The following is a 21211-nucleotide window of genomic DNA, read 5'->3' on the forward strand; positions in this document are numbered from 1 at the left end:
ATAAGTAAACTTGATCTAAAAAAATAAAGGAGCCAAATGGCCCCTAGATTGCGTCTTCATCTTCTTCGCCAGTACGAATACGTACCACACGTTCAATATCAGTGATGAAAATCTTACCGTCACCAATCTTGCCAGTTTGAGCTGTTTCAATGATTGAATCTACACATTGGTCAGCAACATCATCAGTTACGACGATTTCCAATTTTACTTTAGGAAGAAAATCGACCATGTACTCTGCACCACGATATAACTCTGTGTGCCCTTTTTGACGACCAAATCCTTTCACTTCAGAAACAGTCATGCCAGTAATACCAACTTCCGCCAGTGCTTCACGAACATCATCCAACTTAAATGGTTTAATAATGGCTTCAATTTTTTTCATCTTCATCCCTTAAAGGTCAACAGTTTATCTATTATTGACTAGCTAAAACCAACAATCAATACGTTGAATATTAGCTAACAAAAAGCCCAAGCAAAAAGCTTGGGCTTAAAATATAAAACTTACCTACTTCAAACTTGAGTAGTAAGCAGCCAGGTTAGCGATATCGTCATCACTTAACATGCTAGCTTGTGGTTGCATAACTAAAGCATTGCCACCGTTACGCTCTTTGTTTTTATAGGCTTTTAGTGAAGAGATAAGATACTGTTCATTTTGGCCTTTAAGGTGCGGGTAACCCGGAATCATCGCCATACCATCTGCTCCGTGACAAGCAGCACAAATTGCAGCTTTAGCTTTACCAGCTGCAGCGTCTCCAGCTAGAGCATTGCCACTTAATAGTCCCAAACCCAAAATCAAACCAATTGCTACATTTTTCATTGCTTTTCCCTGTTCTTATTTTAATACGACTTTTTGTTTTGCTAATTGTACACAAAATCCTAACTTTTGCTCCAGATTACTTCACAGTCTTGCCCTTGATAAAGCTTGTCTACAAAAAGTCCCATCACCGCTACAACTTTATTTTCATTTAGTATGATAGGTGTTCTACGTCTCAGCCAGCTCGGAATATTATATTCTTGAAACAGCTTTTTGAGTTTACGACTGTGGCTTCTGGATTCAGGGTGAGCAGATAACCCCTGAGGTTCAAAAATAACCTCTAACTCACCTTTGTAGTCCCCACGTATGAAAATAGACACCGATTTGCGATCCTGACTTTTCGAAGTCAGAGGCTTCGTAGACGATTTCATCGAAGATAAGCTTATCTCACCCAGCCCGTCAGGAAGCTGTAACGGGGTATTTAGAACCAAATCTCCAGTCCAGCCGCTTACATCTTCCATTTGATTTACTAGGTATAAGCATTGGTTAAAACGCCTTACCTGACCATTAACAACTTGAAGTTGTGGGTTTGCATCCGCTTGAGCACCGATGACTTGGTCGATAATAAGATCTAAATGTTGGCGACTTGGCATGAGAAAACCACAATGCTCAAACCACATCCTGATGAGACGCTGCTGCGCAAGTAGGCTTTGAGTGGTTAGCAATGGCAAGCTCAAGCCATTATCTGGTTCAATCATGTTATCTAAAGCTGGCTGTAGTAGCTCATCCAGTAGCCTCTCTTGTTCCGCACATAAAGCGGCACTTCTTTGCACTGATTGATGAAAAGAGGGCCAGCGTTCAATCAGCGAAGGAGTGATCGAGTGACGAATGAAATTTCTATCAAAGCGTATATCTTGATTACTTTCATCTTCGACCCACTCTAATTTTTTCTGATGAGCATACTGTTCGATTTCTTGTCGTGTTGCACCAAGAAGCGGTCTAATCTGGAAGCCGTTTTGAAAAGGCATACACTCAGCCATTGAGGATAACCCCTTGGGGCCGCTTCCTCTTTTTAGTGCGAGCAAAAAGGTTTCAACTTGATCATCACTATGCTGTCCGGTGAGCAGCAGGCCCCCTGAGTCTATATGTTTAGCAAGTGCCATATAACGTGCATCTCGCGCAAGCTTTTCAATACTTTGGCCTTTGCCTACATTCAAAGTGACTCGTTCGATGAATAAGGGGATGGTTAATTCATCACACCACTTCTGGCATTGACTTGCCCACATGTCAGCGTTTGTACTTAAGCCATGATGGACATAAACCGCTAAACATTCGTTATCTGTTTGAGTGTTATATTGGGCCAATAGCTCTAGCAATACTCGCGAGTCAACACCACCACTTAAGCCAAGCACTAAGCGAGAGTTTGCTTGCACATGGCGTGCAATGACTTGAGAAAAGAGTGAATAAAGGTGACTCATGAATATACTCGAGTGATCGATAGAGCAGCCTATTTTACTTGAAGCTGATACAACCGCCAAATGACAGGCATAAAAAAAGAGCTAACAAGGTTAACTCTTTTCTCTAATTACCCTGAAATCAGGACAAAGACTTAGCTACAGTAACCATAGCTCATCAAACGCTGGTAGCGACGCTCAAGTAGTGACTCGTGGTCAAACTGCTCGAGTTCAGCTAACTGTTTAACCAGTGTTGCTTTGATGTTCTGTGATACTTCAGCGTAGTTACGGTGTGCGCCACCTAATGGCTCTTCGATAATCTCATCAATTAGCTCAAGCTCTTTCAAGCGAGGTGCAATAAGACCCATTGCTTCAGCTGCTTGTGGTGCTTTGTCTGAATCACGCCATAATATAGAAGCACAGCCTTCAGGTGAAATCACTGAGTAGGTTGAATATTGAAGCATGTTAACGTAATCACCAACACCGATAGCCAATGCACCACCTGAACCGCCTTCACCAACTACGTTACAGATAACAGGCACTTTCAAGCCCGCCATCACTTTTAGGTTTTTAGCGATCGCTTCCGATTGTCCACGCTCTTCGGCACCAACACCTGGGTATGCACCCGCTGTATCGATAAAGGTAATAATCGGCATTTTGAAACGTTCTGCCATTTCCATAAGGCGCAGTGCCTTACGGTAACCTTCTGGCTTAGGCATACCAAAGTTACGTTTCACTTTCTCTTTCGTTTCACGACCTTTTTGATGACCGATGACCATCACTGGGCGACCGTCTAAACGGGCAATACCACCAACTATCGCTTTATCATCAGCAAAAGCTCGATCGCCAGCCAACTCTTCAAACTCTGTGAATACGCTTTCTACGTAGTTAAGTGTGTAAGGACGTAATGGGTGGCGAGCCACCTGAGCTGTTTCCCATGCACTTAAATCACTAAAAACTTTCTTCTTAAGTTCTAAACTTTTCTTTTCAAGCTGCTGAATTTCTTTATCTAAATCAACGGCAGTATCACCGCCATGGCGAGATACGTCACGTAAAGCTTCAATTTTTGCTTCTAGTTCAGCAATTGGCTTTTCAAATTCAAGAAAGTTGAGGCTCATCTATTGATCCTTTATCTACTTAGCGTCTTATTTGAGGCTAAATTTTAGTTAAATTCCAGTTCTACTTGGTTACGTCCAAGTAGCTGTTTCAATTCGTCCAGTAATATATCACTTGGCGTTACTCGCCATTCTGTACCGAGCGTTAATCTAGCCCGTGCATCTAGTCGTTGGTAATATATATTGACAGGGACAGTCCCTGCTCGGTGAGGCTCTAGAATTTGGCTAAAGCGCTCAAAAAATTGGTTGTTTATTTGAGATTCATTGATTGAAACCGATAGACCTCGAGCGTATTTTTCTCGGGCAGTTCCTAAATCCAACAATTCGCGCGCTGACATTTTAAGACCACCATTGAAATCATCAAAGCTGACCTGTCCCGAAATGACCAAAATTTTATCTTTTTCTAGCAATTCTGCATAGCGATCGAGCATATCTGAGTACAACATCACTTCCATGCGTCCAGATCGATCGTCAATCGTCATCAAACCAATTCGAGTTCCACGTTTGGTTGTCATCACTCTAGCCGCGATCACTAACCCTGCGATTGTAACCGATTGATCTCGTCTTGTCGGCGTTGCATCTTTTAATCGGCAACTGGTGTACTTTGTCAGCTCTTTCAAATAAGCGTTGATCGGGTGACCAGTTAGGTAAAGACCAAGTGTATCTCGCTCTCCTTCTAACCATACCTTTTCAGGCCAAGGTTCAACTTTGGTGTACTTATGTTCAATAACGTCAGCTTCTTCAGTCAAAACACCAAACATATCACTTTGGCCAAACGCCTCAGCTTGGTGATGTTGACTCGCCCCTTTTACTGCATCTTTTAAAGATGCCATCAAAGCTGCACGATGTGGACCAAGCCTATCAAGCGCACCTGCGTATATTAGCTTTTCAATTACACGCTTATTGACCTTTTTAAGATCGATACGAGCACAGAAATCAAACAGGTCCTTAAAGTAGCCACCACGATCACGAGCTTCCAAAATTGCTTCAATAGGGCCTTCACCTACCCCTTTAATCGCCCCGATACCATAAACAATCGCACCAGTTTCATCGACATTGAAACGGTATAGGCCGGCGTTGATGTCAGGTGGAAGCAATTTTAGCTTCATTCGAATACATTCATCCACCAAACCAATGACTTTTTCGGTGTTATCCATATCCGCAGTCATTACTGCTGCCATAAACTCAGCTGGATAGTGCGTTTTGAGCCATAGTGTCTGGTAAGAGACTAATGCGTAAGCGGCAGAGTGAGATTTGTTAAAACCATAACCGGCGAACTTCTCAACCAAGTCGAAGATCTTCATCGACAACTCGCCATCAACACCGTTAGCAATCGCACCTTCTTTAAAGGTACCACGCTGTTTCGCCATCTCTTCTGGTTTTTTCTTACCCATCGCACGACGGAGCATATCAGCACCGCCAAGCGTATAACCCGCTAAGATCTGAGCGATTTGCATAACTTGTTCTTGGTACAAGATGATGCCATAGGTCGGCTCAAGGGTTTCCTTTAGCGACTCATGTTGCCATGTTTCATCAGGGTACGATACAGCTTCTCTTCCATGCTTACGGTCGATAAAGTTATCAACCATGCCTGATTGCAAAGGTCCGGGTCTAAACAGGGCTACTAATGCGATAATATCTTCGAAACTATCCGGCTGAAGACGTTTAATCAGGTCTTTCATTCCGCGTGATTCAAGCTGGAAGACGGCCGTTGTTTCTGAGTTTTGTAACAGGTTAAACGACGCTTGGTCGTCAAGTGGAATAGATTCAATGCGTATTGGGTCTTTGCCTTCCTTCGCAAGACGAGGGTTGACTAACCCAAGTGCCCAGTCGATGATCGTTAATGTACGCAAGCCCAAGAAGTCGAATTTAACCAAACCCGCTGTTTCGACGTCGTTTTTGTCGAATTGGGTTACTGGGAAATTACCCTCTGCATCGGCGTAGATAGGTGCAAAATCGGTAATTGTCGTTGGTGAGATAACAACACCACCCGCGTGCTTACCAGCGTTTCGAGTACACCCTTCGAGGATACGACACTTATCAATCAGTTCTTTAACTTCATCATCGTTGTTATAAAGCTCTGGCAATGCCGGCTCAGCTTCAAACGCCTTACTTAGTGTCATTCCCGGATCAGGCGGAATCAGCTTAGAAAGTCGGTCAACAAATCCGAAGGGGTGACCAAGAACTCGACCTACATCTCGAATAACCGCTTTTGCCGCCATCGTACCGAAAGTGATGATTTGAGATACCGCATCACGACCATACATTTCAGCAACGTGGTCGATAACCAAATCACGCTTATCCATGCAGAAATCGATATCAAAATCGGGCATTGATACACGTTCTGGGTTTAAGAAACGTTCGAACAGTAAGTCGTATTCCAACGGATCGAGATCTGTAATATCCAACGCATAAGCAACCAAAGAGCCAGCACCAGAACCACGACCAGGGCCAACAGGGACATCGTTATCTTTTGACCACTGGATGAACTCCATTACGATCAAGAAATAACCCGGAAAACCCATGTTATTAACTACTTCTAACTCAATCGCTAGGCGTTCATCGTACTCAGGGCGTCTTTGTGCTCGAACCTCTTCATCAGGAAATAAGAACGCCAAGCGTCGTTCTAGACCTTCTTGAGACTTCTTAATCAAAAAGTCTTCTATCTTCAACCCTTCGGTTGGGAAGTTAGGCAGAAAGTACTCACCAAGTCGCACAGTAACATTACAACGCTTTGCGATTTCAACACTGTTTTGCAGCGCTTCAGGGATATCGGCAAATAGCTCACACATCTCTTCTTCGCTGCGAAGGTATTGCTGCGCACTGTAGTTTTTTGGGCGTCTTGGATCTTCAATTGTGAAACCATCATGAATGGCAACACGAATTTCATGTGCTTCGAATAAATCATCCGTTAAAAATACCACTTCATTAGTCGCAACCACGGGAAGATCGCGCTGTTCAGCCAATTCAACAGCAAAATGAAGATAGGTCTCTTCATCAACACGCCCAGTACGAGTGAGTTCTAAATAAAATCGGTCCGCAAAATGGGTTTTATAAAAGGCAACACACTCTTCAACGAGTTCGTTATTGCCTTTCAACAACGCTTTACCGATATCGCCACTCTTACCACCAGAGAGAACAATTAGCCCTTCTGATAGCTCAATCAGCCACTCTTTATCAATAACGGTTTGATGCAGCACTTGTCCGCGTAGGTAAGCTTTAGATATTAAAAGGGTTAAATTTTTATAACCTACATTATTGAAAGCTAATATGGTTAGCTTAGAAAATTCATCACCTAACTCTTTGGATTTAACCAAAAAATCAGCACCAATAATCGGTTTAACACCACAATTATGCGCTGTTCCATAGAACTTAACTAAGCCACATAAATTGGTAAAGTCTGTCAGTGCCATTGCAGGCATGCCCATCTCAGCCACTTTTTTCACCAATGGCGGGACTTTTGACAAGCCGTCGACCATGGAAAAGTCACTGTGAACACGAAGGTGTATAAACTTTGGATCTGACATGAATGTTTTCCTAAGCGGCATCGCTGTTTATTTGATGCCGTTAATATCATATTGAGTAGAAGCTAACGCTATTTTACGTTATTAGCTAAAGGAATAAAGAGGCTGACTGATTTAATCGAGCACTGAGTGGCACTATTCCTGGTGAAACAAAATCAGGTTTTCAATACCGAGCTATTCAATACCAAGAACGCGTTTTACTGGTTTGAAGCTTTTACGGTACCCTTTGATGACACCAAACTCTTCAATCGCTGCTAGGTGTGCTTTAGTAGGGTAGCCTTTGTGTTTGGCAAACCCAAATTGAGGATGAAGTTTATCTAACTCTTCCATCTCTTGGTCACGAACCACTTTAGCAATGATAGAAGCGGCACTTATCTCTGCTACTCGCAAATCCCCTTTAACAACGGCTTGTGCGTCCATCTCGAGCTTAGGGACTTTGTTGCCATCAATCAATGTCAAATCAGGCTTGGTAGAAAGGCCAGAAACCGCTCTTTGCATCGCTACCATTGTCGCTTGTAAGATATTGATCTCATCAATTTCTTCGGGAGAGCAGCGCCCTACAGACCAAGCAAGTGCTTTCTCTTTTATTTCGGGAAGCAGCGCTAGGCGTTTCTTTTCCGATAGTTTTTTAGAATCGTTAAGCCCTTCAATCGGGTTATTAGGATCTAAGATAACGGCTGCAGTCACCACATCACCAACAAGTGGCCCGCGCCCTACTTCGTCCACGCCAGCAATTAACTGGTAACCTTGGGGGTACTCAAATGGAGGAAGCTCTTTTTTAGGTGCGATTGCCATGCTATTTCTCTATTAGTTTTAGTACTGCAGTTGCAGCTTGTTGATCCGCATTTTTTTGGATCCATTGATGCATTTCTGTAAATTTCTCAATCAATTCAGAATTATCACTTTCCAATACCCTCTCCATTGCAGGATAAAGGAAATCGGGGTGACACTCCTCTTGGATAAACTCTTTTACTAATTCTTTGCCCGCTAAGACATTTGGTAACGAGACAAATTCGGTTATCGATAGCTTTTGTGCAATCCAACCGGTCAGTTTATTCACCTGATAACCAACAACCATTGGACGCTTAACTAACATGCATTCAAGAGCGACTGTACCAGAGGCAAGTAGTACAGCATCAGAGGCAGTCATCACGTTACGAGCCGTATCTTCAATAGTGACAAACTCAAGCTCAGGTGCAGTCTCTTTCCAAATCGCTTCAAACTGTTCGCGGCGCTTTTTATTGACCGCTGCAACCACAAATCCCATATTAGGGTACTTTGTATGAATGCGTTGGCAGGTTTCAATAAATGGCTTTGCAATTAGACCGACTTCACCACCACGACTCCCCGGCAGTACCGCCAACCACTTACGATCTTGCTCTAAGCCTAGTAATTCACGGGCTTGAAACTGATCGCTAACCAAAGGAATCGCATCAGCTAATGTATGCCCAATGAACTCACAGGCGACATTATATTTATCGTAAAACGCTTTTTCGAATGGCAAGAAAGCTAAAACTAGGTCTGTTGCAGCGTCGATTTTAAAGATGCGCTTTGGTCGCCAAGCCCAAACAGAAGGACTAACATAATGGACGGTTTTAATACCTTTGTCCTTGAGCGTTTTCTCTAATCTAAGATTAAAGTCAGGAGCATCTATTCCAACGAAAACATCAACAGGATTTTGAACGAAATACTGTACCAACTGTTTTTTCACACTAAGCAAGCGTGTTAAACGGCCAAGAACTTCAACCAAACCCATGACCGCAAGCTCTTCCATATCAAATAGGGACTCACAGCCTTGAGCGATCATTTTTGGACCACCTATACCAACAAACTCAGCATCCGGATATTTCGCCTTAACCGAGCGAATAAAGCCTTCACCTAAAGTATCACCTGATAACTCACCAGCAACAATGCCAATTCGTAGTGGTCTATCTGTTTTCATCATATCGTCCTATACAATATTTTCGCGTGGTATGAACACTCAATTTCATTGCTACCTAAAACAAAAAAGATCGCCGGAGAGCAGCGATCTTTTAGTGGCACTCGTCGATAATTATTATCGAATAATGCCACGTTCCGAATTTTCAAGCATGTCTAGCATCGGTTTAATAGAAGAGAACTCTTCAGCCATTTCAATTAATGTTGGCTTCGCTTCTTCTAGAGTCTTACCAGTTCGGTAGATCTCTTTATACGCTTTTTGTAGTGCTCGGATTTCCGTTCTTTCAAAACCGTTACGCTTCAAACCAACTAAGTTCAACCCAAATGGTGTTGCGTGGTTACCTTGCGCTAACACATACGGTAGCACGTCTTGGACAACCGCAGAGCAGCCGCCAATATATGCGTAAGCACCAATTGAACAGAAAGGGTGAATCGCAGACAGCGCCATAACACCAGCGTAATCGCCTACCGTCACATGGCCACCTAAAATAGCGTTATTACCGATGTGAGTTTGATTACCAACAATAACATCGTGTGCAATGTGAGCATTCACACAAAGCAAGTTATCGTCACCAATCACAGTGGTCGCTTTATCTTGCGTAGTTCCACGATGGATCTGAACACTTTCTCTGATGACGTTACGATCGCCAACCACGACAGTCGTCTCTTCGCCACCGTATTTCTTATCTTGGTTCTCTTCACCAATAATCGCGTACGGGAAGATGCGATTATCTTTACCAATAGTCGTATTGCCTTTAATGACAATATGCGACATAACTTCGGTATTCTCACCAATAAACACTTTGCCTGAAATGTAAGTAAACGGGCCAACAATAACGTTAGCTTCGATTGTCACATCACCTTCAATGACTGCTGATGGGTGAATTTTAGCGGATTCATGAATCATATTAGAACTCTCGACGAGCACATTTTAGCTCGGCAGAACAAACAACTTCGCCGTCAACCGTTGCAACACCAGTAAAGGCAGCAATACCACGGCGCTCTTTAATAAACTCTACTTTAATAATCATTTGGTCGCCAGGCACTACAGGCTTGCGGAATTTTGCTTTATCAACGCTTGCGAAGTAGTAAAGCTCATTATCGGCGGGTGCGCCAAAAGATTTAAAACCAAGTAAGCCTGTAGCTTGCGCCATTGCTTCTAAGATTAGCACGCCAGGGAAGACTGGCATTTGAGGAAAATGACCGGTGAACTGTGGTTCGTTTACTGATACATTTTTAATCGCCGTTAAGTGCTTTTCTTCTTGATAATCGGTTACACGGTCGATCAACAAAAATGGGTAGCGATGAGGAAGTAACTCCTGAATTTCAGTAATGTTCATCGTTTTATTTTCACTAGTCAAAGTCATATTCCTATCTTGTAAAACTAAAAGCCGTAAAGCTTAAAAAATTATGGGTCCATCTATTATTGGTCAATATGATAGACGAAAAAGACTCGCTTTTCGCGAGCCTTTTGCAAGAAAACTGGAATTAGGATTCCGCTTTCGGTGCTATTTTTTTCTCAACAGCCTTCAAACGCTTATTCATCTCGTCAATTCGATGAACACGAGTTGCCGTTTTTCGCCACTCTCTGTTTGGTTGCAAAGGAATACCTGATGAGTACATACCCTTTTCAGAGATGCCTCGCATTACCATTCCCATGCCAGTAATTGTCACACCATCAACAATTTCGATATGGCCGTTAATTACCGTACCGCCACCAATAATGCAATACTTACCAATAGTCGTGCTGCCAGCGATAATAGTACCACCCGCAATCGCTGTACCATATCCGATCTGAACGTTATGGGCGATTTGGATTTGGTTATCGAGAATCACATTGTCTTCGATGATCGTATTGTCTAATGCGCCACGGTCAATCGTCGTACATGCTCCGATCTCAACTCGGTTACCAACACTAACCGTGCCTAGCTGAGGGATTTTAATCCACTCACCTTTTTCATTAGCATAACCAAAGCCATCTGAACCAATCACGGTATTAGACTGGATTAGGCAGTCACTACCAATATTGACACCGTGATAGATAGAAACGTTAGCCCAAAGCTGAGTCTTTGCCCCTATTGATGCATTCTTACCAATAAAACAGCCTGCACCAATAACTACGTTATCACCAAGTGTCACACCAGACTCAATTGTTGCATTCGCACCGATTGAAACATTAGCACCAATGGTTGCATCTTCAGCTATCACAGCCGATGGAGCAATCCCGTTAGCTGCCTTTGGCGTGGTATCGAGTGCTTGAGCAACTTTAGCGAAAGCCACATACGGATCATCAACGACTAACACATTACCGTGAAAGTGTTCACGCTGCGCTTCTTTGAGCATGACCACTGTCGCATGACAATCAGCTAGGTGCTTCGCGTATTTAACGTTAGATAGGAAGGTAACGCTACCTTCCCCAGCTTTGTCCATAGGAGCGACAGACGAAACGACTGCATTAGCGTCTCCATGTAGCTCACCACCGGTTACGGTTGCCAGTTCGGCTAAGGTTAATTTCAGCATATTATCTATTTTAGTGATTCAATAACTTTTTCAGAGATATTGAACTCAGGCTTCGCGTATTGCAGAGCTTGAGCTTCAATGATGATGTCATAGCCTTCTTTCTCAGCTACTTTTTCTACTGCGCCTTGGATCAGCTGAAACAATTTTTGTTTCTCTTCAGCTTCACGGCGAGCAGACGCTTTTTCGAGCGCTTTGCCTTTGATCTTAAAGTTGCTGTCTAGCTGGCTGATTTCAATACGTAGTTTTTCTACTTCATCAGGACCTAAAAGCTCACCATCACGGTTTAGCTTTTCAATCTTTGTCTGTGCTTCAGCTTGAATAGCTTGCAGCTCAGCCGCTCTGTCTTTGAACTCTTCTTGCATTTTTTGCAGCACAACTTCACGTTGAGGAAGTGCTTGGAAAATTTGAGCTGAGTTAACATAACCTACTTTTTGAGCCGCTTCTGCTGCGTGTGCAAACATAGAAGAACTTAATACAACAAGGCTAACACCAGCCGCTTTCATGATATTTTTCAAAATAGTTTCCTTTATTAGAAGGTTCTGCCAATAGTGAAGGTAAATGTTTCTTTGTCATCGCCTTCGTAACTCTTAATTGGAGATGCCAATGAGAAGACCAGAGGGCCCATCGGTGACATCCACTGTAATGCTACGCCATAAGACGCACGGTAATTGGTTGGATCAGAGTAATCGTAATAGTACTGGCTACCATAATCAGCGCCAGAGTCACGATAATCAAATTCGGTATCCCAAACACTTGCTGCATCGACAAAGAAGCTCGTACGGATTTGACTACGTACTTCATCAGAGGCAAATGGCGTTGGTACAATCAACTCTAAACTTGCCAGAGCAATCGCGTTACCACCAACTGAGTCATCGGTTGCGGTATCATTACCATTGTTTGAGCCTGAGTAATCACGATAAACCGCTTTCGGGCCTGCCGAGTTTGAGCCAAAACCACGCAAGGTTGTAAAGCCACCCGCATAGTAGTTTTCATAGAATGGGAACAAGTTATCTTGTCCATCCGTTTGACCATAACCATTACCGTAACCTAAACGACCACGCATCAATAATGTAAAATCACCTTTCTGAGTCAGCTCAAAGTACTGTCTGATATCGTACTGAACTTTAAAGTACTGTACGTCAGAACCAGGTACGGTCATTTTATAAAATGCACGTTGGTGATTACCCGCTGTTGGGAAATAACCACGGTTCAAGTTATTACGAGTCCAAGAGATGTTGATATCAAAGTCGTTGGTATTCAGTGCACCATCGCTATCGATATTGCTCTCTTGAGACGCTAAGAACTGCTCAACTTGTAGATATGGAGACAAGTTACCAATCTTGTTGTGCGTATAACCTGAGCCAAGTTCGAAGAAGTTAAGCTCATTTGCCCAACTACCTAGCGTCATACTTACGCCATAACTTTCGTTGGTATAATCGACAATACCCGCTTCAGATGCTTCAAATTCGTTATAGAAGACTTTACCACCAAGACTCACACCATCAAGCGTCCAGTATGGGTCTCGATAATCTAAGCTAATGTTCTTTTGGTAATCGTTCATCATTGCGTTGATACCAACACGGTTACCTGAACCAATGAAGTTATCTTGCTGAAGACCAACTTGGAAGCTCACACCAGATTCGGTACCGTAACCAACACCAAAGTTAATACTTCCGGAGTTCGCTTCTTTTACGTTATAGACAAGATCAACCTGATCTTCACTACCAGGAACACGAACGGTTTGTACATCAACAGTCTCGAAGAAACCTAGACGATTCAAACGTGTTTTACCGGTTTCAATCGATTTAGAGTTGAGCCAGCTTCCTTCCATTTGACGCATTTCACGACGCATAACTTCATCACGTGTCGAATTATTACCAATAAAACGAATATCTCGAACGTAGATTCGGTTACCTGCTTCGACATTAATGATCAAAGAAACTTCGTTCGTTTCATCATTAAACTCAGGCATGGTTCTTACTTGGGGATACGCATAACCCGCTTCACCAAGAACACGCTTAATCTCTTCTTCAAGCTGCGTTACTGAGGAGCCGTTATAAACGGAGCCATCTTCAAATGGCACCATCTCTTCAAATTCAGACTTTTTACCAATTAGTTCACCGCGGAAATCCACACCACTAATGGTGTAAGCATCACCTTCATCAACGCCAAGTGTAATGTATACACCTTTCTTATCTGGCGAGATTGCAACTTGCGTCGAGTCTACTTGAAATTTCAAGTAGCCACGATCTAGGTAAAATGAACGTAGCGCTTCGATATCGCCCGCAAGCACTTGCTTTTGGTACTTATCATCCGCGAGGAAATTCCACCACGCGACATCAACGTTTAGATTAAAACGTCCTACAAGCTCTTTATCCTCAAAAACTTCGTTTCCGATAAAGTTAATCTGTTTTATCTTAGCTGATACACCTTCAGTAAAAACAAATTTTAGATCAGAACGGTTACGTGGCAATGGTGTAACAACAGCTTGAACCGTTGCGTTGTATTTACCTACGCTGTAATAGAAGTCTTCAAGACCTTTTTCTATATTCGATAGTGTTGTGCGATCAAGCGCTTCACCTTGTCGGATACCAGAAGCATCAAGGTTTTGCTGTAGCTGCTCTTCTTTAATCGCTTTGTTACCAGAAAAAGAGATGCTCGCAATCGTCGGGCGCTCTTTAACCTGAATAACCAAGACGTCGTTATCACGAAGGACTTGTACATCCTCAAAGTTGCCTGACGCATAAAGAGATTTAATGATCTCAGCAACGTTCTGGCTGTCGATGTCATCTCCGATTCGAACTGGCATCTGTAACAGCGCGGCACCAAGTGCAACACGTTGTAAACCTTCAATTTGTATGTCTTGAACAACAAAGTTCTCTGCGCCATTTGCTGAAACACTTGTCGCTAACAAGGTTGCAAATAGAATCTTTTTAATCGCCATATTTTTTTAAGTTATTCCTTTACTGCACTACAACCTGAGCCCTGCTTACAGGCGAGAAAAATCATTAAATATTGCAATTGCCATAACTGACAAAATAATTACACCACCAATTCGGAAACCCATCTCTTGTACCTTCTCTGGTACTGGGCGACGAATGATTGCTTCGATAGCAAAAAATAGTAGGTGGCCACCATCAAGCATTGGCAACGGCACTAGGTTAATAATGCCCAAATTAATACTAATTAACGCTAAAAATCCTAAAAAGTACACCAAGCCATAATCAGCGGTAGTACCAGCACCTTTAGCAATTGAAATAGGACCGCTTAAATTATTCAAGCCAATATCACCAACAACAAGCTTTTTCAGCATCGTTGCGGTCAATCCAATGACTTGACCTGTTTTTTCAATCGACTTGCCGATAGATTCAAATACACCATATTGCAGCTCAAATCGATATTTTTCCGGCCATTCTGAGACTTCCGAACCAATTCCAGCAAAACCTATCGTTTTTCCTTGGCGGTCATCGCGCCTATCTGGCGTTAGAGTCATCAACAAAGATTCACCATCTCTATCAATCTTCAGCTCGACGGCTTTCTCTGGATTCCCCTGAATCGACTCAACAAGTTGCTTCCAGTTTTCTAATTCAACACCATTTACCGCAACCAAAGTATCGCCAACTAAAAGCCCAGCTCGTTCTCCTGCACTATTGTCAGAGACATTTGCTAGCGTCATCGATACCTCTGGCGTATAAGGACGAAAACCTAATGTCCCCATAGCAGACTCTGTTTCTGGATCAAAGTTCCATTCGGTTAAATCAAGTGTCTTAATTTTAGCCACACCAATGCCGTTTTCATCAGAAACTGTGAAAGTAAGCTTATCGTCACCAATATGCGCAATAATGCCCATATTGACGGATTCCCAATCTACAGTTTTGACGCCAGATACTGCAGTAAGCTCCATACCCGGTTCTAAACCTGCATTTGCAGCAATTGAGTATGGTGTCACTTCTCCTACAACAGGCTTAACCGCTGGCACACCAATCAGAAAAACTAACCAATATGCGAAAATAGCAAAGGCAAAGTTGAACAAAGGACCTGCAGCCACTACCGCTGTTCGTTGTAGTAAAGGCTTCTTATCAAACGCAATATGGTATTGTTCTGGCGATATATCATCGACACGGGTGTCGACCATTTTCACATAACCACCGAGCGGAATCATCGAAAGGCTATATTCAGTACCATCTTTTGCGACTTTTTTCCAAATCGACTTACCAAAGCCAATGGAGAACTTTTCAACCTTGATGCCACAACGGCGGGCAACCCAAAAGTGGCCGAATTCATGTACGGCTACGAGTATGCTCAGCGCAATGACAAACGAGGCAAAGTTCCATAATATTCCAGTCATGCTGTACGCTCTCGTAATATCTGATTTGTCATATGTCGCGCCATTTTATCTACCTCAAGTAAGGTTTCCAAGTCTAAAGGCTCTAAATAAGAGTCAGTTGCACATACTTTGGACATTACCATTTCATTAATACGGGCTATGTCAGTAAAACCGAGTCTACCTTGTAAAAATGCGTCCACATTAATCTCATTTGCAGCATTAAGAGCTGTGGTTAAATGCTGGCCTTCAAAGCAAGCATCGATAGCCAATTTTAAACAAGGATAGCGAGAATAGTCAGGCTCTAGAAAAGTAAGTTCACCTAAACGAGTAAAATCTAAAGCTGAAACACTAGAAGGGACTCTTGCCGGATACGCCATGGCTGAAGCGATTGGTGTCGCCATATCAGGCGCGCCCATTTGCGCAATCACAGAACCATCAAGGTACTGAACCATAGAGTGAATAACAGATTGAGGATGAATAATAACTTTTAATTCAGGTTCAGTGGCATTAAATAGCCATTTGGCTTCAATGTATTCAAGCCCCTTATTCATCATTGTCGCAGAATCAACTGAGATCTTTGGACCCATTGACCAATTAGGGTGAGCGATAGCTTGTTCTGGGGTCACCTGCGCTAATGAAGCGACATCACTATAACGGAAAGGGCCACCGGAACCTGTAAGTAAAATATGTGAAATGCCATGCTGCTTTAGATCGCAGTGTCCAAGGTTGGTTTGTATTTCATTAGGTAGGCATTGAAAGATAGCATTGTGCTCGCTATCGACTGGCAATAACTCTGCGCCATGCACTTTGACTGCATCAACAAAAAGTTGCCCAGACATCACTAGCGCTTCTTTGTTAGCAAGTAGTACTCGTTTGCCTGCCTTAATAGCCGCCATGGTCGGGAGTAGACCAGCAGCACCAACAATGGCTGCCATCACGGTGTCAACTTCACCAAATTCAGCGACGTGACAAGTAGCCTCTTCTCCGGCTAACACTTCAATCAGAGGGTGAGTTGACGCTAACTGTGCTTTCAGCCTTTGAGCGGCATCCATATCGGCCATAACAGCGTATTTGGGTTGCCACTTGCGGCAAAGCTCTAGCATTTTCTCAACATTTCGACTCGCGGCAAGAGCCACGATAGAAAACTGTTCCGGATTCTGCTCGACAACTTTTAAAGTACTTGCGCCAATGGATCCTGTGGCACCTAAAATTGTTAGCTTACGCGTAGTTGAAACCATAAATAGTTGAAACCGTAATAGTTGTGACTATAGATTGTGTAGTACAAAAGTCAGACAATAGGTATACAAAGATACCCATTGGTTTAAAAATTACTTTCTTTCAGAAAGACTGATCTTTTATTAAAGTCAGTGCTTCTAAAAAATAAAGTAAAGAAGAGCAAAAACAGGGAAAGCAGCCGTTAAGCTATCAATTCGGTCTAATACACCACCGTGACCCGGTATAATATTACTACTGTCTTTAATGCCCGACACGCGCTTAAACATACTTTCAACAAGATCGCCAAGAACTGAAATAATCACCGTAACCAAGGTAATAATGATCATCACTGCGGGGCTAGAGAACTCTAAACCAAACCACTTTGCAGTAAACCACGCAACAACGAGAGCTGTAATAATTCCGCCAATCAGCCCTTCGACCGTTTTGTTCGGGCTTACCGATGGTGCCATTTTACGCTTACCAAAAGCGCGTCCAGCAAAGTATGCTCCGCTATCAGCAGCCCATACGATCAAGCAAACAAATAGAACCAACTTTGCGCCATAGTGGGCATCAGCCTCAATACCTTGGGCTCTAAGTAAAATAGCGCTCCATAAAAATGGGAGTAACGTCAACACACCAAAGGCATGCCTTAAAATATTAGAGTGTTCCCACGTTTTACTAGAACGCGGATAAGTAATCGCAAGTGCACTTGAGTAAAGCCACCAAGCGCCACCAATACCTAAAATGAAGTAGTGAATAGGTTGAATGGTATTAAGACTAGTCGCATCAGAAGCGATCAATACAAAGCTGATCAGCGTTACGATTACTGAAGGAATGAGTGCTCGTTGGCGAGATTTATGTTCAACAAATTGAGTCCACTCCCAGAAACCTATCCCAGTCACTGCTGCGATGGTTAAAATAAACAAATACAACGGAAGCTCGAAAATCCCGAGGATAACAAGAGGAGCTAAAATAAGTGCGGTTATAATTCGTTGCTTCAAACTAATGAATCCTTTATTGATTTTCCATCAGTGCTTTAATTTGATTACCGGTACAACCAAAACGTCGTTCACGGTTAACAAACCAAGTCACAGCTTCAATTAAGCTATCCTCACTAAACTCAGGCCAATAGACCGGAGTAAAGTACAGCTCAGCGTAAGCTAGTTGCCATAACATAAAGTTACTTATTCGACATTCACCACCAGTGCGAATTAAAAGATCAACCTCAGGAATGTCTGACATTGTAAGGTGGGAAGTAATAAGATCTTCATTGATTGAATCAGCGTTAAGTGTGCCCTGTTCAACCTCTAAAGCCATTTTCTTCATCGCTTGGGTAATGTCCCATTTACCGCCATAATTGGCAGCAATGTTAACCACCATGCCAGTATTGGCTGCGGTTTTCTCTTCCGCTTGAGCGATTTTTTTCTGCAAGCGTTCACTGAAGCGACTTTTGTCACCAATGATACGTAAGCGAAGATTATTCTTGTGTAGCTTCTTTATCTCTGTCGATAAAACAGTGATAAACAACTCCATTAATACGCCAACTTCTTCTTCAGGACGTCGCCAATTCTCACTGCTAAACGCAAAAAGAGTAACAGCTTCAATGCCCAGACGAGCAGCGCTACTGATGGTTTTTCTTACTGCAGCAACCCCATTTTTATGCCCAAAAACTCGAGGCTTTCCTTGAGCTTCAGCCCAGCGCCCGTTGCCATCCATAATAACGGCAATATGTTTAGGTAACGCTTCGGTAGATAACTGAGTATTTGACATAGAAGGCTGTTCGGTGGTTTAGAAATGATTGGAATAAAAAAAGCGCTATGCCATTTACATAGCGCTTTATAGATAAAGAGGCGAAGTATTTATACTTCCATCAACTCTTTTTCTTTTGAAGCTAGCGTATCATCTACTTTCTTGATCGCTGCATCAGTTAGCTTTTGAATTTCGTCTTGTGCTTTACGATCTTCATCTTCAGAGATCTCTTTATCTTTTAGAAGACCTTTAAGATCACCGTTAGCGTCACGACGAATATTACGAATAGCTACACGACCGCCTTCAGCTTCACCACGAACAATTTTAACTAGGTCTTTACGACGCTCTTCCGTTAGTGGAGGAAGTGGTACACGAATTACCGTACCTGCTGACATTGGGTTTAGACCCAAATCAGACGTTAAGATTGCTTTTTCAACTTTAGGAGCAAGCTCACGGTCAAAAACTGTAATAGCTAAAGTACGAGCATCTTCAGCCACAACGTTTGCTACTTGATTTAGCGGTGTTGGTGCTCCGTAGTACTCTACAGAAAGACCAGAAAGCAAACTTGGGTGTGCACGACCAGTACGAATCTTGATAAGGTTATTTTTCAGTGCTTCGACACTTTTTTCCATGCGCTCTTGCGCGTCTGTTTTAATCTCGTTGATCACAATATCACCTTGACTTATGTTCTTGGTATAAGTTTGTTCTTAGTAGTAAGAAAGTAATTTGGGCTTAAATAAGATATGCCATCACAGCTGGTTTGCAATGTTGGCATGCACATTATTCAGTATCGCTGATTAATGTACCTTCTGTTTCACCCATAACCACGCGACGTAGTGCGCCTGGCTTATTCATATTGAAAACACGGATTGGCATTTTATGATCACGCGCTAACGTGAATGCCGCCAAATCCATCACTTTAAGCTCTTTCTCAAGAATAGTGTTATAAGAAAGAGTATCATACAACTCTGCATCAGGGTTAGCTACTGGGTCAGCAGTGTATACACCGTCTACTTTCGTTGCTTTAAGAACCACATCAGCTTCAATTTCAATACCACGTAAACACGCTGCTGAATCTGTTGTAAAGAATGGGTTACCTGTACCTGCTGAGAAAATCACAACGCGGCCATGACGTAGTTGGCTGATTGCATCCGCCCAGTTGTAATCGTCACAAACACCTTTAAGTGGGATTGCAGACATAACACGAGCATTCACATATGCACGGTGTAGTGCATCACGCATTGCTAGGCCATTCATTACTGTTGCAAGCATACCCATGTGGTCGCCAACAACACGGTTCATACCAGCTTCAGCAAGGCCAGCACCTCTAAAGAGGTTACCACCACCAATTACTACACCAACTTGAACACCAAGTTCAACCAATTCTTTTACTTCTTGAGCCATGCGATCAAGGATTGCAGGGTCAATACCAAAACCTTCTTCGCCTTGTAGCGCTTCGCCACTCAGTTTTAACAGGATACGTTGATACGCTGGTTTAGGGTTTGTAGTCATGGAGCTTACCTTCCAAAAAGTGATAGTTTTGATTAACGGTCATGGATAAACATTCTAGGTAGTTTAGAACATGAATATTTATTGATCACAGCAAATCATCAAACGCTTGTCGTAAAAAGACCGCAGCCTTGGCTACGGTCTAATATTTAAGCATGCAAAAGGGATTAACCTTTTTGAACCGCTGCTACTTCGTCAGCAAAGCTCATTTCAGCTACTTTCTCGATACCTTCACCAACTTCTAGACGTACAAAGCTAGTTACTGTCGCGTTTCTTTCTTTAAGAATATCGCCAACAGTTTTCTTAGGTTCCATGATGAAAGCTTGACCTGTTAGAGAGATTTCGCCCGTGAATTTCTTCATACGGCCGATAACCATTTTCTCAGCGATTTCTTGAGGCTTGCCTTCGTTCATAGCGATTTCAACTTGAACAGCTTTCTCTTTAGCAACTACATCAGCAGGTACGTCAGATGGGTTCAAGAAGTCAGGCTTAGAAGCAGCAACGTGCATAGCAACGTGCTTAAGTGTTTCAGCTTCGCCTTCACCAGCAGCAACTACACCGATTTTCTCGCCGTGACGGTAAGAAGCTAGTGCAACACCTTCAACGAATTCTACGCGACGGATGCTGATGTTTTCACCGATCTTAGTTACAAGAGCGATACGTGCGTCTTCAAACTTAGCTTGAAGAGCAGCGATGTCTAGACGTTCAGCTAGAGCTACTTCAGCTACTTCGTTAGCAAATGCAAGGAAACCTGCATCTTTAGCAACGAAGTCAGTTTGGCAGTTCACTTCAAGAAGAGCGGCAACGCCAGCTGCTTCTTTAATGATGATTGTACCTTCTGCAGCAACGTTACCAGCTTTTTTAGCTGCTTTCGCTGCGCCAGATTTACGCATGTTTTCAATTGCTAGCTCGATGTCGCCTTCAGCAGCAACAAGAGCTTTTTTACATTCCATCATGCCCGCAGCTGTGCGTTCACGAAGTTCTTTTACTAGAGCAGCAGTTACAGTTGCCATTCTCTATTCCTCAGTTAGTTCGAAAAAAGGTAAAAATCAGGGGCCTATATTGGGCCCCTGATGCTAACTAATACTCAATCGATACATACTTTA

General features: G+C 42.8%; 19 protein-coding genes. All 19 read right to left on the reverse strand.

Going from position 1 to position 21211, the window contains the following annotated elements; all coding sequences use genetic code 11:
- Window positions 1-43: 43 nt before the first annotated feature.
- The 19 genes from glnB to tsf all read right to left on the reverse strand — a co-directional run bounded on the left by glnB (window position 44) and on the right by tsf (window position 21118).
- Window positions 44-382: a nitrogen regulatory protein P-II gene (glnB, locus tag L4D20_RS07225; RefSeq protein ID WP_428800909.1), complete on the reverse strand. Its 339-nt coding sequence runs from the start codon at window positions 380-382 to the stop codon at window positions 44-46.
- 123 nt (window positions 383-505) lie between these two features.
- Window positions 506-817, reverse strand: a complete 312-nt coding sequence (locus L4D20_RS07230; RefSeq protein ID WP_428800910.1) for a c-type cytochrome — start codon at window positions 815-817, stop codon at window positions 506-508.
- Between the two features lie 59 nt (window positions 818-876).
- Entirely contained in the window at window positions 877-2232 is a 1356-nt protein-coding gene (gene tilS, locus L4D20_RS07235) for a tRNA lysidine(34) synthetase TilS (RefSeq protein WP_428800911.1), read from the reverse strand.
- A 131-nt stretch (window positions 2233-2363) separates the two neighbouring features.
- A complete protein-coding gene (gene accA, locus L4D20_RS07240) occupies window positions 2364-3326 on the reverse strand; it encodes an acetyl-CoA carboxylase carboxyl transferase subunit alpha (protein WP_428800912.1) in 963 nt (320 codons plus the stop codon).
- Window positions 3327-3370: 44 nt separating this feature from the next.
- Complete coding sequence (gene dnaE / locus L4D20_RS07245; RefSeq protein ID WP_428800913.1) at window positions 3371-6850, reverse strand: DNA polymerase III subunit alpha; 3480 nt, start codon at window positions 6848-6850, stop codon at window positions 3371-3373.
- A gap of 171 nt (window positions 6851-7021) precedes the next feature.
- Window positions 7022-7642 carry a ribonuclease HII gene (gene rnhB, locus L4D20_RS07250; RefSeq protein WP_428800914.1) on the reverse strand — a complete coding sequence of 207 codons (621 nt, stop codon included), beginning with the start codon at window positions 7640-7642 and terminating at the stop codon, window positions 7022-7024.
- A gap of 1 nt (window position 7643) precedes the next feature.
- Window positions 7644-8792, reverse strand: coding sequence for a lipid-A-disaccharide synthase (lpxB, locus tag L4D20_RS07255; protein WP_428800915.1), 1149 nt, complete (start codon window positions 8790-8792; stop codon window positions 7644-7646).
- 111 nt (window positions 8793-8903) lie between these two features.
- Window positions 8904-9692 (reverse strand): acyl-ACP--UDP-N-acetylglucosamine O-acyltransferase, encoded by a 789-nt coding sequence (lpxA, locus tag L4D20_RS07260; protein ID WP_428800916.1) that lies wholly within the window; start codon window positions 9690-9692, stop codon window positions 8904-8906.
- A 1-nt stretch (window position 9693) separates the two neighbouring features.
- Window positions 9694-10146 (reverse strand): 3-hydroxyacyl-ACP dehydratase FabZ, encoded by a 453-nt coding sequence (gene fabZ / locus L4D20_RS07265; RefSeq protein ID WP_428801272.1) that lies wholly within the window; start codon window positions 10144-10146, stop codon window positions 9694-9696.
- A gap of 127 nt (window positions 10147-10273) precedes the next feature.
- The gene (lpxD, locus tag L4D20_RS07270) at window positions 10274-11305 is read right to left on the reverse strand and encodes a UDP-3-O-(3-hydroxymyristoyl)glucosamine N-acyltransferase (protein ID WP_428800917.1); all 1032 of its coding nucleotides are present in this window, start codon (window positions 11303-11305) and stop codon (window positions 10274-10276) included.
- 5 nt (window positions 11306-11310) lie between these two features.
- Complete coding sequence (locus L4D20_RS07275) at window positions 11311-11811, reverse strand: OmpH/Skp family outer membrane protein (protein ID WP_428801273.1); 501 nt, start codon at window positions 11809-11811, stop codon at window positions 11311-11313.
- Window positions 11812-11834: 23 nt separating this feature from the next.
- A complete protein-coding gene (gene bamA, locus L4D20_RS07280) occupies window positions 11835-14249 on the reverse strand; it encodes an outer membrane protein assembly factor BamA (RefSeq protein WP_428800918.1) in 2415 nt (804 codons plus the stop codon).
- A gap of 45 nt (window positions 14250-14294) precedes the next feature.
- Window positions 14295-15653 carry a sigma E protease regulator RseP gene (gene rseP / locus L4D20_RS07285; protein WP_428800919.1) on the reverse strand — a complete coding sequence of 453 codons (1359 nt, stop codon included), beginning with the start codon at window positions 15651-15653 and terminating at the stop codon, window positions 14295-14297.
- Entirely contained in the window at window positions 15650-16870 is a 1221-nt protein-coding gene (ispC, locus tag L4D20_RS07290; RefSeq protein WP_428800920.1) for a 1-deoxy-D-xylulose-5-phosphate reductoisomerase, read from the reverse strand. The genes rseP and ispC overlap by 4 nt, the downstream gene beginning before the upstream one ends.
- A gap of 135 nt (window positions 16871-17005) precedes the next feature.
- Window positions 17006-17848 carry a phosphatidate cytidylyltransferase gene (locus tag L4D20_RS07295; RefSeq protein ID WP_428800921.1) on the reverse strand — a complete coding sequence of 281 codons (843 nt, stop codon included), beginning with the start codon at window positions 17846-17848 and terminating at the stop codon, window positions 17006-17008.
- Window positions 17849-17861: 13 nt separating this feature from the next.
- On the reverse strand, window positions 17862-18617 hold the full coding sequence (gene uppS / locus L4D20_RS07300) for an undecaprenyl pyrophosphate synthase (protein WP_428800922.1): 756 nt from the start codon (window positions 18615-18617) through the stop codon (window positions 17862-17864).
- A gap of 89 nt (window positions 18618-18706) precedes the next feature.
- Window positions 18707-19264, reverse strand: coding sequence for a ribosome recycling factor (frr, locus tag L4D20_RS07305; RefSeq protein WP_428800923.1), 558 nt, complete (start codon window positions 19262-19264; stop codon window positions 18707-18709).
- A 112-nt stretch (window positions 19265-19376) separates the two neighbouring features.
- Window positions 19377-20108, reverse strand: coding sequence for a UMP kinase (gene pyrH, locus L4D20_RS07310; protein ID WP_428800924.1), 732 nt, complete (start codon window positions 20106-20108; stop codon window positions 19377-19379).
- Window positions 20109-20272: 164 nt separating this feature from the next.
- Window positions 20273-21118: a translation elongation factor Ts gene (tsf, locus tag L4D20_RS07315; protein ID WP_428800925.1), complete on the reverse strand. Its 846-nt coding sequence runs from the start codon at window positions 21116-21118 to the stop codon at window positions 20273-20275.
- Window positions 21119-21211 lie beyond the last annotated feature (93 nt).

Source organism: Vibrio kyushuensis (assembly GCF_050337325.1).
In the GTDB taxonomy this organism is placed as follows: domain Bacteria; phylum Pseudomonadota; class Gammaproteobacteria; order Enterobacterales; family Vibrionaceae; genus Vibrio; species Vibrio kyushuensis.